Below are 16,998 nucleotides of genomic sequence, written 5' to 3'. Positions count from 1 at the left end.
AAAAAAAAAAATAGGAAATAAAAGAAATTTCCTATTTTTATTTATATAATTTAATTTTGAATTTGTGAATTTAAATTATTTTTTTTGTCTGTTTGATTATTTTCGTTTGTTTGGTTATTAATATTTTCTGAATTTGGTAAACTATTATTTTTATTTTGCTCATTATTTTGTGGTTCCAATGTTACAATTTTATCAAGTGACAGCAAATCTTTTTTTAGTGCATCAAGTTTACTAATTTTAACATTCACATTTTCAATAAGACTTTCAATCGTTTTTGTCTGTTCCGCATATTTTGTCATCAATTGGTTATAGTCATTAGTTTTTAAACTTTCCATTTTTTGCATTAAAAGTTGTTTTTCTTCATCTGTTAAAACCGTGTTATTCAAGTTTTTAAAGCTATTGTTTTCTGATACAACTTCAGAAACCAATTTTATCGCTTTCCCAGGAATTAAATTATTTTTCAAATATTCAATTATAAGATCTATTTTTTTATCCGAATACAATGTTTTTATCAGCAAATCATTTTCATGAGAAGAAATTTGATAATCTCCATCTTTTTTACTTATCAATGCTTTTAAATTATTTTGAGAAATATATCCATTTAAATTTTGTGGATTTTTTAAATCGTTTATCACAACTTCTCCATTATTTATATTGATATTGCTAATAGAAAGTTTTAATTTTTCAATTTCTTTTAATAAATTTACAATTTTAAAAGATCTACTTAATGTATCGCTAATTGCTTTTCCTTTGTCCATAAAAATATATAAATTCATATTTTGAATGTTATTATTATTCATTTTATTGACATCATTTAAAGAAATTTCTTTTTCCAGTTTTTCAAGTTCATTTGAAACATTTTCTAGCATAAGATTTCTTTCATCTTCAATTTTTGAAACAGTCTTTTCTGCATCTTCCTTCTGTTCATTAATTGATTTTACAAGCGGATCAAGTTCACTGTTCAAATCCAAAATCTTTTGAGCTTTAGTTTTTAAATCTTGGGAAGTATTGTAATCATTTTTTAGAACATTTGTTTTTATTATATTTTCTCTTATTTTATTATAAATAAAATCGTCAATGTTATTTGCTAAAACTTGGGTATTAAGTGTTGTTTGGCTTACAAACTCGTCTGTTGACTTAGTTTCTTTGTTAGAATCTGTTGGCACTTCCAATTTTTCAATAAAATTGTCAATTTTTCCATCTTTTTCGCCATATATTTTTTCTAAATTCACTTCTTCCAATTTAAGATTTGCCAATTTTATGGAAGGAATTATTTTAAATAATCCACTTCGAGTTGGAATAACAGTAGCTCTACCTTTTCCTAAATCTTTTCCGTTTATTACAAAATTATCAAAAGTCATCTCTTTGTTTTTAAAAGAAAATTTCACATTTTGAAATTCCGAATTTTTGGTTTTAGTCATGTACGAAATAATATTATTTGAAAAAATTACTCCGCCAAGTAAAAAAAGTAAAACTAATAAAACTAAAACGAGCATAGATTTTAAAAATTTCATAAATTTCTCCTTATTAAACAAGCTGTCAAAAATAGAAAATCTTTCTATTTCAAACAGCTCCTATTTTTTTATTATTTTATTTAATATTAATTATTTAACATCTTTTATTTTATCAGCGATATTAGTTAATTTAAATTCATCAGCAACTGATTTCATAAAGTTTTGTTGTTCCATTTGTCTTTTTTGTGTTCTAATTTGTGTTTTTATATCTTCTTTAACTGTTTCAAAAGGAATTTGTCCTTTAGGATTTTTTTGTAGCACTTTTACAATATATAATTCATTTGCTCCAACAGGAATTACGCTATTTACAACTTGACCGTTTGAAACAGATTGTACAGCTTTGCTAATTGGTTCAAAGCTTTTTGCTAATTGTGACATTGGTATTTCTTGAGTTTCCCCAGTTCCAGTTCCTGAATTTCCGTTATATTTTTGAACAAAAGAAGTAAAGTTTGCTGGATTTGCCATAACTTCTTTCAAAGCAGCCTCAGCTTTTGCCTTGTCACTTGCTCTAAATACGATAAGCTGTAATTTTACAGTATCTTCAGCTCTTTGGAATTTTGCAGCATTCGCATCGTAAGCTGCTTTTGCATCAGAATCAGATACTTTTACTTTTTCATTCAAGTCATTTACTATCGCAAGAGAAGCTAATGACTGTTCTTTTAAAATATCTTCACTTTCTGTATATTTTTTATCTTGATCCAATTTTTGTTCTTTTGCTTTTAAAACTAATGCTCTATTTAAAGCTATATTCTGAATAATATTTTTTTTCATTTGAGCTATTTGATCTGGTGTCAAATCCTTTTGTGAAACTCCACTAGAAAATAAGGATTTTTCTAACTCAAGGTTTACTTCGTTTTCATAAACTTTTATTTTTTTATCATCTGATTCAAATAAAACTTTTCCTCCTTTTCCGCTATTTCCACATGACATAGCAAAAGCACAAAGTGCAGCTGCAACTATAACTAATTTCATTTTGTTTTTCATTAAACTATCCTCCATTTTGAATTACAATTAAGTAAATCTTTTTTCTTATTTTTATATGCTTTTATTCTATTATAGAATTATACTTTTGTCAAGATATTTCTAAACTTATCATTCTTTATACCGCAACTATTCTATGGAACAAACAAAAATACGAAAATAAAAAATTTCTTGAAAAAATTTGTTAAATATTGTAAGAACATTCGTAGCTTCAGTCGTGAGATGAATTGCATATCTTTTTCTTAAAAAAACTTGAAATAATCAGATAAATATGGTAAAATAAAAATGATTTTGGACCAAACCAATAGGACATTAATGCTCTCATTGGAGAACTTGTCCATTAAAGTCTTAAGAAAGTTAGTTAGTGCTTGAGTGATGGATATTCAAGAGAAGCTGAAAAATACTTAAAAGTCTTGCAACTTTAGTTGTGAGAGGTTCAGAATAAGTGTTATTATAACTTGTAATTTTATTCGGGAATAGTCTAATGGTAGGACGCCCGGCTCTGACCCGGTAGGTAGTGGTTCGAATCCATTTTCCCGAGCCAATATGAATAAAAGTTTGTTAATTTAATAAATTTTAAAATAAAATTTTAAATTTTCAAGAAAATTTACTAGATATTTTTAAAAGAGAAATGATTAATTTCTCTTTTTTTTATTGTTATATGTAATGCACTAAAAATACACTAAAACAGCAATTAAATAAATTCAAAAAAATAAAAAAATACCCTTTATTATTATTTTTAATTTTAAATTAACAGAAAAATATAGTTTTATCTTTTTAAATAGCGATTTTTAAAACTGCAAAAGCACCTAAAAAATTAAATTTATAATTGTTATCATAAAAAAATAATTTTTAATAATTATAAATTTTTATTTTATGGGGTTTAAGCTATGAAATTGGATTTAGAAGAAAAAGACTTTTTACAAGAAATAATAAATTTTAAAATTATAAATCGAAAGGACATTGAAGAAAGATATGGATTTAATCATCTAAAATATATGATTTTAAAATTCAACAAGATTTTTAGAATCTTTGATGAAGAAGGTATTCACGATAATAGTAATTATATTTATTATTTTGGAAATTATACAACGAAAATTTTCAAATTAGAAAGTCAAGACAAAAAATTAAAAATGACATATAGAAGAGAACTAATCGAGCTATTTTTACTTTTCAGTGAGAAAAAATTAAGTATTTACAGAATTCTAAAAAAAATGCATTTAAATGAAGATGAAAAAAACAAAATAAAAAGAGATGTTTATAAAGTATTATTCAAATATAAAATAAAATACTCAGAATATAAAGATTTTGAAGATATAAAAGAATTATTTCAAACTAAAGGATATAAAATAAATAAAGTTAGAGAACAATTTTTAGTAGAGATTTTGTCAAAAAGATTGGAGAGAGAGAAAAATGACATTTATTCAGAAAATTTTTATCTTGAAAATTTAGAATTGACATTGAACACAAAAAATATTACATATATAAAGAAAATATTATTTTCATATTTAGATGAAAAAACTGTTATAAATTCAATAAAAGAAAAATATCAAATATTGACTAAATTTTTGATGAATTTAAAGAATCAAAAATCTAAAATAAAAAAAGAAAATTTTGTTAAAAATCAAATACAAAAAGAATATTTCAAAATGGTTGAAAAAATTTTGAAAAAAGAAGAGATAGAATTTTATCCTAAAATAATAAAAGATATTTACAAAAAAGTGGAGAAAAACTTAAAAGAAGAAAAAGAAAAGGATGAAGTTGAAAGTATAAATAATAAAATCAACGAACATTTGACACAAGAAAATTCAATAGAAGATAAAATAGAACTTTATAAAATTGAAGAAAAAAGAAGAAAACACAATAATCAAGAGTTTATAGATAAAAGAATAAAAAAAATATATGTTTTCCCTAGTGAAATAAAAAGAACAAAAACTTTAATTTTAATGGATGTGGAAGAAAATAATATCTCTAGAATTTTTTCCGAAATACAAAAAATGGCAGGATTTTTAGAAATAGTAAAAGTTTCTAAATTAAGTGAATTTAAAAAAAGTATAAACAAAACTGAAAAAAGATATGAACAAATAGTAATAGTTTCAACTTCAAACAGAATAAATGACATGAAAAATTTTTCAAAGATACCAGTCTATTTATTGAGTGTAGGAAATTTAAAATCATCTATGACATCAGTAAAAAGAAAAGACTATTTAATTGGAAAAATTCTTATACTAGAAGATTTAATTAAAGAATATCAGGCTTTAATTTCTGAAAGAGAAGCAAGTATAAGACTTATAAAAAGAAATAAAAGAAGAAAAGAAAAAGAATTACAAAAGAAAAAGAAATTATTAGAAATTAAAAGCAAGATTGAAAGAATGAGAAAACAAAAAAAGTAAAAAAAACAAAAAAATTTCAAAAAAAGTGTTGACAACAAAATTTTTTTTTGATATAATATATTTCGTCGATAAGAAAAGATTCGACACCAAGGACAATGAAAAAAGAAGAAGAAAAAGTAGTGTGATAGATAAAAAGCAAGTCAAGATTTAGCAATAAATCTCGTCAATGAATAAAAGGTGAAAAAAAGATATAGAAATATATTATTGAATGAAGAGTTTGATCCTGGCTCAGGATGAACGCTGACAGAATGCTTAACACATGCAAGTCGATGGGGAAGCGGTGCTTGCACCGTGAAACCATGGCGGACGGGTGAGTAACGCGTAAAGAACTTGCCGAATGGACTGGGATAACAGCTGGAAACGGCTGATAAGACCGGATATTATGAACTTGCTGCATAGTGAGTTTATGAAAAGAGATGCCATTTGAGAGCTTTGCGTCCTATTAGCTAGTTGGTAAGGTAACGGCTTACCAAGGCGATGATAGGTAGCCGGCCTGAGAGGGTGGACGGCCACAAGGGGACTGAGATACGGCCCTTACTCCTACGGGAGGCAGCAGTGGGGAATATTGGACAATGGGGGCAACCCTGATCCAGCAATTCTGTGTGCACGAAGAAGGTTTTCGGATCGTAAAGTGCTTTCAGCAGGGAGGAAGAAAGTGACTGTACCTGCAGAAGAAGCGACGGCTAAATACGTGCCAGCAGCCGCGGTAATACGTATGTCGCAAGCGTTATCCGGAATTATTGGGCATAAAGGGCATCTAGGCGGCCAGATAAGTCCGAGGTGAAAACTGCCGGCTCAACCAGCAGCTTGCCTTGGAAACTACCTGGCTAGAGTATTGGAGAGGTGGACGGAACTACACGAGTAGAGGTGAAATTCGTAGATATGTGTAGGAATGCCGATGATGAAGATAGTTCACTGGACGATAACTGACGCTGAAGTGCGAAAGCTAGGGGAGCGAACAGGATTAGATACCCTGGTAGTCCTAGCTGTAAACGATGATTACTGGGTGTGGGCATGAAGAGTGTCCGTGCCGAAGTTAATGCGATAAGTAATCCGCCTGGGGAGTACGGCCGCAAGGCTGAAACTCAAAGGAATTGACGGGGACCCGCACAAGCGGTGGAGCATGTGGTTTAATTCGACGCAACGCGAGGAACCTTACCAGATCTTGACATCCTCGGAAGGTGATGGAAACATCACCGTGCCCTCGGGAACCGAGTGACAGGTGGTGCATGGCTGTCGACAGCTCGTGTCGTGAGATGTTGGGTTAAGTCCCGCAACGAGCGCAACCCCTATCGCTAGTTGCCATCATTAAGTTGGGGACTCTAGCGAGACTGCCTGCGAAGAGCAGGAGGAAGGTGGGGATGACGTCAAGTCATCATGCCCCTTATGATCTGGGCTACACATGTGCTACAATGGCTGGTACAGAGAGCCGCAATGCAGCAATGCTTAGCTAACCTCTAAAGCCAGTCCAAGTTCGGATTGAAGTCTGCAACTCGACTTCATGAAGTTGGAATCGCTAGTAATCGCGGATCAGCAATGCCGCGGTGAATACGTTCTCGGGTCTTGTACACACCGCCCGTCACACCACGAGAGTTGTTTGCACCTGAAGCTGCCGGTCTAACCTTTCGGAAGAAGGTATCTAAGGTGTGAATAGTGATTGGGGTGAAGTCGTAACAAGGTATCCGTACCGGAAGGTGCGGATGGATCACCTCCTTTCTAAGGAGAGTTTTTCTTACACTTCTTCTTCTTTGTAGTTTTTCCTTTTAAGGACAATGGGAAATGAATAGTAGGTAAAAGATTACAACAAAATAGATTATTCTGTTAATAAAAAAAAGCTAATTAAGGGCACACGGAGGATGCCTAGGTAATAACAGCCGATGAAGGACGTGATAAGCTGCGATAAGTCAGGTCGAGATGCACATAATCAATGACACCTGAATCTCCGAATGGGGCAACCCGCATACTTGAAGAGTATGCACGAAAGTGGTAAGCCTGCGAACTGAAACATCTAAGTAACAGGAGGAAAAGAAAGTAAAAACGATTCCCTAAGTAGCGGCGAGCGAACTGGGATAAGCCTAAACCGTACCGGTGCCAAGCTGGCAGCGTTGCCGGTACGGGGTTGTGGGATTTCATACGACTGATGCCATAATGTCTAAGTAGTCTAGCAGTAAGTAGAATCAGATGGAAAGCTGAACCATAGAAGGTGATAGTCCTGTATCATGTATATGCTATGCTATGACTTGAAACTCCCGAGTAGCGTCAAGCACGAGGAATTTGGCGTGAATCCGCGTGGACCATATCACGCAAGGCTAAATACTGTTATTGACCGATAGTGAAGAGTACCGTGAGGGAAAGGTGAAAAGAACCCTGTGCAAGGGAGTGAAATAGAATTTGAAACCGTGTGCTTACAAACGGTAGGAGCCCTTCGGGGTGACTGCGTGGATTTTGGTTAATCATCCTGCGAGTTATGATTAGTGGCAAGGTTAATTAATGAAGCCGAAGGGAAACCAAGTCTTAATAGGGCGTCTCAGTCGCTAGTCATAGACGCGAAACCTAGTGATCTAGGCCTGTCCAGGCTGAAGCTGAGGTAAGACTCAGTGGAGGGCCGAACTCACCGCCGTTGAAAAGTTGGGAGATGAGATAGGTCTAGGGGTGAAAAGCCAATCGAACTAGGAAATAGCCCGTTCTCTCCGAAATGCATTTAGGTGCAGCCTGAATTTTAGATATCTGGGGGTAGAGCACTGTATGATCTAGGGGGCATATTGCTTACCGAAATCAAGCAAACTACGAATACCATTTATTACTGATTCGGAGTGAGTCCGTGGATGATAAGGTCCGCGGACAAAAGGGAAACAGCCCAGACCACCAGCTAAGGTCCCTAATTATGTCTAAGTGGGAAAGGAGGTGGATATTCACAGACAACCAGGAGGTTGGCTTAGAAGCAGCCATTCCTTAAAAGAGTGCGTAATAGCTCACTGGTCGAGAGTATCTGCGCCGAAGATGTAACGGGGCTAAAGACATAAACCGAAGCTGTGGAAGCGGTTTTGCCGCTTGGTAGGAGAGCGTTCTGTAGGTCTATGAAGGCCGGCTGTAAGGCCGGCTGGAGACATCAGAAGCGAGAATGCAGGAATGAGTAGCGAGAAGGAGGGCGAGAATCCCTCCGGCCGGAAGTCCAAGGTTTCCGGGGGAAGGTTCGTCCGCCCCGGGGAAGTCGGGACCTAAGCGTAAGCAGAGATGTGATTGCGAATGGTAAATAGGTTAATATTCCTATACCACTATCAGTCGTTTGAGTGATGGAGTGACGCAGTAAGGTATGTGAGAAGGCTGTCGGATTAGCCTTTCTAAGGGCGTAGCTTGGACACGCAGGTAAATCCGCGTGTCTATAGGTGAGACCTGATGGGTAAGTGCTTTTGCATAAGTCACAGATCCTACACTGCCAAGAAAAACTTCTAACAAGACTCGTTAGTGCCCGTACCCTAAACCGACACAGGTGGACAGAGTGAGAAACTTAAGGCCGACAGGATAACTCTAGCTAAGGAACTCTGCAAAATAGCCCCGTAACTTCGGGAGAAGGGGTGCCTGATATACCTAAAGAGAGAAACACTCCCAGGGGAAACAGGCCGCAGTGAAGAGTCTCAAGCAACTGTTTACCAAAAACACAGGTCTATGCTAAGCTGAAAGGCGACGTATATGGGCTGACACCTGCCCAGTGCCGGAAGGTTAAGAGGAGGAGTGAGAGCTCCAATTTGAAGCCCCGGTGAACGGCGGCCGTAACTATAACGGTCCTAAGGTAGCGAAATTCCTTGTCGGGTAAGTTCCGACCTGCACGAATGGTGAAATGATTTGAGAGCTGTCTTGGCTGGAGACCTGGTGAAGTTGTAATGCCGGTGAAGATACCGGCTACCTGCAGTAGGACGGAAAGACCCCGTGGAGCTTTACTGTAGCTTGGCATTGGGTTTTGGCAATGTGTGTATAGGATAGTTGGGAGACTTCGAAGTTAAGGCGTCAGTCTTTTCTGAGTCGCTGTTGGAATACCAACCATATGTTGTCGAAATTCTAATCCGCTTGCGGAGACAGTGCTAGGTGGGCAGTTTGACTGGGGCGGTCGCCTCCAAAAGAGTAACGGAGGCGTTCAAAGGTTCCCTCAGGTTGGATGGAAATCAACCTTCGAGTGCAAACGCATAAGGGAGCTTGACTGCAAGACCGACGGGTCGAGCAGGTACGAAAGTAGGAGTTAGTGATCCGGCGGTCCCTCATGGAAGGGCCGTCGCTCAACGGATAAAAGCTACCCCGGGGATAACAGGCTGATACTTCCCAAGAGTCCATATCGACGGAAGTGTTTGGCACCTCGATGTCGGCTCGTCTCATCCTGGGGCTGGAGAAGGTCCCAAGGGTTGGGCTGTTCGCCCATTAAAGAGGCACGCGAGCTGGGTTCAGAACGTCGTGAGACAGTTCGGTCCCTATCCACTGCAGGCGCTTGAATACTGAAAAGTTCTGTCCTTAGTACGAGAGGACCGGGATGGACAAACCTCTGATGTATCAGTTGTCACGCCAGTGGCACGGCTGAGTAGTCACGTTTGGTCAGGATAATCGCTGAAAGCATCTAAGCGAGAAACCCCCTTTAAGATGAGTATTCACAGTATCCATAGAGACTATGTGGTCGATAGGCTGGAGATGTAAGTGCAGCAATGCATTCAGTTGACCAGTACTAATATTACTTAAGCTTTTTTAATCTTTTACTTGCCTACTATTTATTTCTCATTGTCTTTTGACATTTAATTACTTGTTTGGTGACCATTGCAGCAGGGATACACCCGGTTACATCTCGAACCCGGAAGTTAAGTCTGCTTACGCCTACGATACTTAGTCCGTACTAGGGAAAATAGGTAGTCGCCAAACTTTTTCTTTTGCGTCTCCGTAGCTCAGCTGGTTAGAGCATCTGACTGTTAATCAGAGGGTCGTTGGTTCGAGTCCAACCGGGGACGCCATTTTTTTTTATTTTATTTTTTGGAGTGTTTTTATGGGAGTCAAAAGTGAGTTATTTGATAAGATTGTAATTTTTTGGAATGAAAATTTTAAATTTAGATTGGGACTATTTTTATTAGTAACTATTTTTTTTGCTTTTAAATTTCTTGAAAATTTTGAAATGTCGATAGATGTGATGATTATTTTTGTTGTTTACATGTTTTCAATGACTTTTCATGAAATTGCACATGGATATGTTGCATATTGTTTTGGAGATAATACGGCAAAAAATATGGGAAGAATAACTTTGAATCCCCTAAAGCATATTGATTTATTTGGAATGGTTGTTCCTTTTATAATATTTTTATGTGGATTTAAATTTTTAATTGGATGGGCAAAACCTGTACCTGTAAATTTTTATAAGCTGATTCCTCGAAAAAAAGGCATTTTTTGTGTCTGTATAGCTGGAGTTGTGGTAAATTTTATTTTAGCGGCAGTTTCATTAATTGTACTTCGAATTATTGGAAATAGACTTGGAATTGATAGTAATGTTGTAAAAATATTTATTTATATTTATTTAATAAATTTGTTGTTAGGAATTTTTAATTTAATACCGATAACTCCTTTAGATGGCGGAAGAATTGTCTATTTTTTTTCTTCTGGAAAAATAAAAAAAATTTATGATTTTATTGAAAAATATGGAGTTGTGATAATAGTAATGATAGCATATTTTGTAAACGAATATTTTTCTGATAAAATTTTATTAATGTTTGATTTTTTTCTTAAATTGGCAGGAATAAATTTAGGTCTTTAAGAATTGTATTTTATGAAATAGTGCAAGAACACTCGCAACTTTAGCTGTGAGATGAATTGCACGAAAATTTAGTAAGCATATGGAAAAATTTTATTAGGTAAAATGTAGAATATATAATATAACATCTTTGATTGAAGACTGTAATGGAGTATTAAATATTCTAAAGAAAAGTAAAGTTGTGGACTTAAAAGTTGTCCTATACAATGGGGGCGAGTTGAACACGCCTAAAAGAATAAAGAATAAGGATAGTTGTTGTGCTATCAAACTTCTTAGAAAATTTTTAAATATTTTTAAAGATTTTAGAACTCTGCGACTTTAGTTGTGGGAGGTTCAGAAAAGTAGTTCAAGATAAAAAAGTAAAAATTTGAAAGGCTGTCTCATAAAAAAAGTACGAAACAGCCTTATAAAAGTTAAAATTTAAAATTATCTTTGAATTTTAATCAAAATTTCCCTCATTTTTCCAAATTCACCCCAATTTTTTTCATTCACAAATTTCTTCCAACTCTCAAAATCATTTTTTCTCATATGTTCTCTCAAAGTGGAAGCATTTATTTTTATGTCATCTCTAGAAATTACAATAAAATTTACAGATTTTTTTATTTTCTCACTAAACCAGCTCTTGCATTTAGATTCTTCTCCATAAACAATACAATCAACTTTTCCCAAAATTTTTTCCGCTTCACAAAATAAATAATCCCCCCATTTTGTAACATTTCCAGCACCCAAGTCAGCGAGTGGAGAAATTATCAATTTATTTTCCACGATTTCATTCCCATAAATTTTTTTTATCAATTTTTCTCTTAGTTCATAGGAAAAAGGATTTTCAATTGTTCCAGATTTATCACTAGAACCGATAAATACCAAAACTTTGTCACATATCTCAAGAGCTTTATTTATAATGTATTCATGTCCTTTATGAAATGTCTGGAATCTTCCCAGAACTAAGCCTGTTTTATATTTTTTCATTAAAGTTTCTCCGTTTTTTTTATAAATTAAATATAAAATTTCAAAATTTTTTATATATTTTTACAAGGAGTCAAGATTTCTTGCTGCTATAACTGCTTATTTAAAGATTTAAACTTTTTTAATATTCTTTTTCCCGCTCTAGCCTAAATTTTACTGACGCCTTCAAATATTTTAAATATTTTTCATCATCACACATAACTTTTCCTTCCACATCACTTAATTTGGCAACTGGTCTACCATTTACATACTGAAGTTTTATTACGATATTCAGCGGTTTTTCTTTCGTGTCATTAGTTATAAATGTCCCTATTCCAAAAGAAAGTTTAATCTTATCTCTAAATGTCTTGTAAATTTTTTCTGCTTCGTCAAAATTTAGCGAATCGCTGAATAAAAGCATCTTTGTTTTTGAATCTATTCCATATTTTTCGTAGTGATTCAATATTTTTTCAGCCCAGATATATGGATCACCTGAATCATGCCGCACTCCTGTGTAGTTATTTACCATGCTTCTGTCAAAATCCCTTAAAAATAAGTCTGTCGTTATTGTGTCGGTAAGTGCTGTCCCGTTATCTCCCTTGTATTCGTCATACCAGTCTTTTAATGCGTAATGATTTGTGTAAGATAGCGGTATTGAGTCGATTCCTTGGTACATTTGGACATACTCGTGTGCATAAGTTCCGATTGGCACTAAATTGTATTTCATTGCCAAAAATACATTGGAAGTTCCTACCATATTTTGAGTTTCGCTGGATAATTTTTTCACTACTTCTTCCTGCCATTCTCTTGAAAGCCGTCTTCTGCAGCCGAATTCAGCAAATTTAAAGTTATATTTTTTATTTTTAAAATCCAAAATCTTTTTTTCTAATTTTTCTTTTGCAGAAACAAGCAATTCATCATAATTAAACTTCATTCTAAAATACACTTCGTTAATAATTTCAAGCAAGTAAATCTCAAACTGCATTGCACTAAAAAGCGGTCCAGAGACAATAACTCTAAGTTCTTCATTTTCAAGAACCGTAGTCACATAATCCTTAATCGGATGCCAAAGCCTTAAAAACTCGACATAGTCTGGCTTTATGAATCTTATCGAACGCAAGTAGTTTAATTCTTCATTTTTAAACCGTAAACTGCACAAATGGTCAATTTGCTCGTTTATTTCCGCAACCATTTCTTTTGTAAAGAAAATATTTGGAGTACGGCATTTAAAGTGATATTCTCCAACTAAATCAGTATGTTTGTGAAAAATTACCTGGTTCATATTAAATTTGTAAAGATCTGTATCAAGCAGTGATGTTATAATTGGCTTTAGTTTCATTTTATTTTTCTCCTTTTTTATACGATGGCATAGGTAAAATTTTGTGTAAATTTATTTTGTGTAAATAGTCTATTTTTTCTTTTATTCTCAAATCTGAAATATTTCCTGTTCTAATATATTCATCCAAAACTTCGTAGCTAAATCCCAATTTTTCCTCATCAGATTTCCCGCTCATTCCATCTTCAGGCACTTTTTTCAAAAACATTTCAGGAAGTCCAAGTTCAGCTCCAAGTTTTCGCACTTCGGTTTTTGTAAAATCAGAAATTGGAGAAAAATCCCCCGCAGCATCTCCAAATTTTGTTGAATAACCCACAAAATCTTCCGACAAATTACAAGTATTAGCCACTCTCCCACCAACAATGGCAGAAATTCCATAAAGCACAGCCATCCGTATTCTGGCAGGCTGATTAGTCTTGTAGGCATCAAATTCATCAGGATTTACTCCCGTTTGCTGCGAAATTAATTCTTTTAAGTCATTCACAGGCTTCTCCACATTTATTTCATAATGTTTTATTTTCAAAAACTCAACTAATTTTTTGGAATAATCAATATCATGCTGCATACCTTTTGGCATAAGAACTCCTATTACATTTTCTCGTCCCAGAGCTGCCACACAAAGTGCTGCCGCAACCGAAGAATCCGTTCCACCAGAAATTCCTACAACTGCTTTACAGTTTTTTCCATTTTCTTCAAAATATTTTTTTATCCATTCGATAACTTTTTCTTTTTCATTTTTCATAAAATCACCTCTTTACCTTATTATACCTGGAAATTTTGTGAATGGCAAGTTTTATGAAAAAAATTACAAAGTAATATCCATATTAGACTTTTCTAATGATAAATACAGTATGTTATATTTTAAGAAATGTATAATTTAAGAAAATTCATAATTAAGAAGATTTAGAATAATAAGATTTAAAAAAAGAAGGAATAAAGAAGAAAAATGAATAAAGTAAATAAAGTGAATAAAGTGAATAAAAATATAATGGCATTGATAGAAAATTTGATTTCGATAAATAAAAATATATTCGCAGATTTGTTAATTGATAATTTTAACAGTAATAAATTTGAAGAAGTTTTTTTTAGCAATGTTAAGTCAAATAAAAGTTTTTTTGAGAAAAAAATTGAAATTATTGCAGAAATAAAAAAAGGAAATAAAAACATTTTAAAAAAATTGATAAATTTTAACAATGAATATGTTAAAAAGAATTATTTAAATTTGTCGGAAAAAAGTATTTGGAAGAATTTAGAAAAATCAAAATACGAAAAATTTTTGGTCGTGGAATAAATCCTGAACAAATGATACTTTATATTTTGACTACAGGTGAAATGAGTGAGCGTTTAGAATTTTTCAAAAAAGAATATTTAAATTTGTGTAAAAATTTAAACAAAAAAAATATTAAAATTTTTGAAAAAGCTCCATTTTTAAAAGAAATTTTTAAATCTAAAAATTTTCAAGAAGAATTTGAGAATTATTTAGATATAAAATTTAAAAATATAAAAAAAAGAAATTTAGAAAAAATATCAGAAAAATATGGTTTAGAGTTTAATAAAGAATTAAAATATTTTTCTGTTCCAATAGAATATGTAATTTTTTTTGACGAAAAAATAAGAGAATGTTTTGAGATGTTAGAAAAACTCAAAATAAGTTTTGAAATTCTGGATGCAAATTTTAGCAAAATGAGTGACCAGGAAAAAGAAGTGGAAGAATTAATGGCTGAATTGGAAAAAATTGAAGGAGAAAATCTTTTTTTTATTTTGGAGCATGATAAACTAGAAATAGAAAATAAAAAACTAAAACAAAATTTGAAAAATCAAGGAGATAATAAACTTGAAAAACTAATTTTAAAACAGCAAAAAGAAATCGAAAAGTTGAAAAATAAAATTGAAAATATGGAGCAAGACGAAAAAATGGAAGTGACTGAAAATATAAATATAAAAGAACTTCCAGAAGAACAAACTTTAAATTTTAAAGATAAAAATATAAAAGTCGTCGGCGGAAAATGGAGTTTACAAAGTATGGAAAAAGCTCAAAAGTACGCAGAAGAAACAAAGTTTGATATAGAATTTATAAATGCAAAAGAAGTTTTCAGGAACTCGGATAAATTAAAAAATTCAGATATAATAATTTTCGATACATCCTACAATTCTCACTCTGCTTATTATAAGTTAAAAAGCTATGGGTTAAAAATATACCGTATTTCAACTTCGAATTTAGAAAAAATAAAAAAATTAAATTATATCTAAAATTATAAAAAAATTTAAACATAAAAAAACCTAGAAAAGAAGTTATCAAAAATAAGAAATCAAAAAAAAACAAAAAAATTTCAAAAAAAGTGTTGACAACAAATTTTTTTTTTGATATAATATATTTCGTTGATAAGAAAAGAGTCGACATAAAGGACAATGAAAAAAGAAGAAGAAAAAGTAGTGTGATAGATAAAAAGCAAGTCAAGATTTAGCAATAAATCTCGTCAATGAATAAAAGGTGAAAAAAGATATAGAAATATATTATTGAATGAAGAGTTTGATCCTGGCTCAGGATGAACGCTGACAGAATGCTTAACACATGCAAGTCGATGGGGAAACGGTGCTTGCACCGTGATAACCATGGCGGACGGGTGAGTAACGCGTAAAGAACTTGCCGAATGGACTGGGATAACAGCTGGAAACGGCTGATAAGACCGGATATTATGAACTTGCTGCATAGTGAGTTTATGAAAAGAGATGCCATTTGAGAGCTTTGCGTCCTATTAGCTAGTTGGTAAGGTAACGGCTTACCAAGGCGATGATAGGTAGCCGGCCTGAGAGGGTGGACGGCCACAAGGGGACTGAGATACGGCCCTTACTCCTACGGGAGGCAGCAGTGGGGAATATTGGACAATGGGGGCAACCCTGATCCAGCAATTCTGTGTGCACGAAGAAGGTTTTCGGATCGTAAAGTGCTTTCAGCAGGGAGGAAGAAAGTGACTGTACCTGCAGAAGAAGCGACGGCTAAATACGTGCCAGCAGCCGCGGTAATACGTATGTCGCGAGCGTTATCCGGAATTATTGGGCATAAAGGGCATCTAGGCGGCCAGATAAGTCCGAGGTGAAAACTGCCGGCTCAACCAGCAGCTTGCCTTGGAAACTACCTGGCTAGAGTATTGGAGAGGTGGACGGAACTACACGAGTAGAGGTGAAATTCGTAGATATGTGTAGGAATGCCGATGATGAAGATAGTTCACTGGACGATAACTGACGCTGAAGTGCGAAAGCTAGGGGAGCGAACAGGATTAGATACCCTGGTAGTCCTAGCTGTAAACGATGATTACTGGGTGTGGGCATGAAGAGTGTCCGTGCCGAAGTTAATGCGATAAGTAATCCGCCTGGGGAGTACGGCCGCAAGGCTGAAACTCAAAGGAATTGACGGGGACCCGCACAAGCGGTGGAGCATGTGGTTTAATTCGACGCAACGCGAGGAACCTTACCAGATCTTGACATCCTCGGAAGGTGATGGAAACATCACCGTGCCCTCGGGAACCGAGTGACAGGTGGTGCATGGCTGTCGACAGCTCGTGTCGTGAGATGTTGGGTTAAGTCCCGCAACGAGCGCAACCCCTATCGCTAGTTGCCATCATTAAGTTGGGGACTCTAGCGAGACTGCCTGCGAAGAGCAGGAGGAAGGTGGGGATGACGTCAAGTCATCATGCCCCTTATGATCTGGGCTACACACGTGCTACAATGGCTGGTACAGAGAGCCGCAATGCAGCAATGCTTAGCTAACCTCTAAAGCCAGTCCAAGTTCGGATTGAAGTCTGCAACTCGACTTCATGAAGTTGGAATCGCTAGTAATCGCGGATCAGCAATGCCGCGGTGAATACGTTCTCGGGTCTTGTACACACCGCCCGTCACACCACGAGAGTTGTTTGCACCTGAAGCTGCCGGTCTAACCTTTCGGAAGAAGGTATCTAAGGTGTGAATAGTGATTGGGGTGAAGTCGTAACAAGGTATCCGTACCGGAAGGTGCGGATGGATCACCTCCTTTCTAAGGAGAGTTTTTCTTACACT

Annotated in this window: 9 protein-coding genes, 2 tRNA genes, 4 rRNA genes and 1 pseudogene; 11 read left to right on the top strand and 5 right to left on the bottom strand. The window is 34.4% G+C overall.

Going from position 1 to position 16,998, the window contains the following annotated elements; genetic code table 11:
* Window positions 1-50: 50 nt before the first annotated feature.
* Together J5A73_RS09230 and J5A73_RS09225 are read right to left on the bottom strand one after the other, a co-directional pair.
* On the bottom strand, window positions 51-1,514 hold the full coding sequence (locus J5A73_RS09230; protein ID WP_211615180.1) for a hypothetical protein: 1,464 nt from the start codon (window positions 1,512-1,514) through the stop codon (window positions 51-53).
* Window positions 1,515-1,604: 90 nt separating this feature from the next.
* Window positions 1,605-2,498, bottom strand: coding sequence for a peptidyl-prolyl cis-trans isomerase (locus J5A73_RS09225; protein WP_211615178.1), 894 nt, complete (start codon window positions 2,496-2,498; stop codon window positions 1,605-1,607).
* A 467-nt stretch (window positions 2,499-2,965) separates the two neighbouring features.
* Between J5A73_RS09225 and J5A73_RS09220 the strand changes: the two genes are divergently transcribed.
* The 8 genes and pseudogenes from J5A73_RS09220 to J5A73_RS10780 all read left to right on the top strand — a co-directional run.
* Window positions 2,966-3,039 (top strand) — tRNA-Gln (locus J5A73_RS09220).
* A 346-nt stretch (window positions 3,040-3,385) separates the two neighbouring features.
* A complete protein-coding gene (locus tag J5A73_RS09215; RefSeq protein ID WP_211615177.1) occupies window positions 3,386-4,888 on the top strand; it encodes a hypothetical protein in 1,503 nt (500 codons plus the stop codon).
* Between the two features lie 205 nt (window positions 4,889-5,093).
* Window positions 5,094-6,604, top strand: a 16S ribosomal RNA gene (locus J5A73_RS09210).
* A gap of 112 nt (window positions 6,605-6,716) precedes the next feature.
* Window positions 6,717-9,620: ribosomal RNA gene (locus J5A73_RS09205) — 23S ribosomal RNA — on the top strand.
* A gap of 54 nt (window positions 9,621-9,674) precedes the next feature.
* A 5S ribosomal RNA gene (rrf, locus tag J5A73_RS09200) occupies window positions 9,675-9,787 on the top strand.
* The 16S, 23S and 5S rRNA genes sit together here with 1 tRNA gene alongside, the layout of an rRNA operon.
* A gap of 12 nt (window positions 9,788-9,799) precedes the next feature.
* A tRNA-Asn gene (locus J5A73_RS09195) sits at window positions 9,800-9,876 on the top strand.
* A 32-nt stretch (window positions 9,877-9,908) separates the two neighbouring features.
* Entirely contained in the window at window positions 9,909-10,667 is a 759-nt protein-coding gene (locus J5A73_RS09190; protein WP_211615175.1) for a site-2 protease family protein, read from the top strand.
* Between the two features lie 136 nt (window positions 10,668-10,803).
* Window positions 10,804-10,905 (top strand): annotated as a pseudogene (locus J5A73_RS10780) (transposase); the annotation flags it as partial.
* A 185-nt stretch (window positions 10,906-11,090) separates the two neighbouring features.
* Here J5A73_RS10780 and J5A73_RS09180 read toward each other — a convergent pair.
* The 3 genes from J5A73_RS09180 to nadE all read right to left on the bottom strand — a co-directional run bounded on the left by J5A73_RS09180 (window position 11,091) and on the right by nadE (window position 13,687).
* Entirely contained in the window at window positions 11,091-11,633 is a 543-nt protein-coding gene (locus J5A73_RS09180) for an adenylyltransferase/cytidyltransferase family protein (RefSeq protein WP_211615171.1), read from the bottom strand.
* 118 nt (window positions 11,634-11,751) lie between these two features.
* Window positions 11,752-12,948, bottom strand: a complete 1,197-nt coding sequence (gene pncB / locus J5A73_RS09175; protein ID WP_211615169.1) for a nicotinate phosphoribosyltransferase — start codon at window positions 12,946-12,948, stop codon at window positions 11,752-11,754.
* Between the two features lies 1 nt (window position 12,949).
* Window positions 12,950-13,687 carry an NAD(+) synthase gene (gene nadE, locus J5A73_RS09170; protein WP_211615166.1) on the bottom strand — a complete coding sequence of 246 codons (738 nt, stop codon included), beginning with the start codon at window positions 13,685-13,687 and terminating at the stop codon, window positions 12,950-12,952.
* Window positions 13,688-13,891: 204 nt separating this feature from the next.
* Here nadE and J5A73_RS10590 point away from each other — a divergent pair, with 204 nt between their 5' ends.
* The 3 genes from J5A73_RS10590 to J5A73_RS09160 all read left to right on the top strand — a co-directional run bounded on the left by J5A73_RS10590 (window position 13,892) and on the right by J5A73_RS09160 (window position 16,975).
* Complete coding sequence (locus tag J5A73_RS10590; protein ID WP_249069259.1) at window positions 13,892-14,236, top strand: hypothetical protein; 345 nt, start codon at window positions 13,892-13,894, stop codon at window positions 14,234-14,236.
* Window positions 14,185-15,195, top strand: a complete 1,011-nt coding sequence (locus J5A73_RS09165) for a hypothetical protein (protein ID WP_249069258.1) — start codon at window positions 14,185-14,187, stop codon at window positions 15,193-15,195. Before J5A73_RS10590 ends, J5A73_RS09165 begins: the two co-directional genes overlap by 52 nt.
* A 268-nt stretch (window positions 15,196-15,463) precedes the next feature.
* A 16S ribosomal RNA gene (locus tag J5A73_RS09160) occupies window positions 15,464-16,975 on the top strand.
* Window positions 16,976-16,998 lie beyond the last annotated feature (23 nt).

It is taken from the genome of Leptotrichia sp. oral taxon 218 (assembly GCF_018128225.1).
GTDB lineage: Bacteria > Fusobacteriota > Fusobacteriia > Fusobacteriales > Leptotrichiaceae > Leptotrichia.
Note: the sequence above shows the minus strand (reverse complement) of the source record. Positions and strands in the feature narration are given on the sequence as shown.

Coding starts and splice junctions, on each gene's coding strand:
- J5A73_RS09190 (WP_211615175.1), top strand. CDS start 9,909: ATGGGAGTCAAAAGTGAGTTATTTGATAAGATTGTAATTTTTTGGAAT.
- J5A73_RS10590 (WP_249069259.1), top strand. CDS start 13,892: ATGAATAAAGTAAATAAAGTGAATAAAGTGAATAAAAATATAATGGCA.
- J5A73_RS09215 (WP_211615177.1), top strand. CDS start 3,386: ATGAAATTGGATTTAGAAGAAAAAGACTTTTTACAAGAAATAATAAAT.
- J5A73_RS09230 (WP_211615180.1), bottom strand. CDS start 1,514: ATGAAATTTTTAAAATCTATGCTCGTTTTAGTTTTATTAGTTTTACTT.
- J5A73_RS09225 (WP_211615178.1), bottom strand. CDS start 2,498: ATGAAAAACAAAATGAAATTAGTTATAGTTGCAGCTGCACTTTGTGCT.
- J5A73_RS09180 (WP_211615171.1), bottom strand. CDS start 11,633: ATGAAAAAATATAAAACAGGCTTAGTTCTGGGAAGATTCCAGACATTT.
- pncB (WP_211615169.1), bottom strand. CDS start 12,948: ATGAAACTAAAGCCAATTATAACATCACTGCTTGATACAGATCTTTAC.
- nadE (WP_211615166.1), bottom strand. CDS start 13,687: ATGAAAAATGAAAAAGAAAAAGTTATCGAATGGATAAAAAAATATTTT.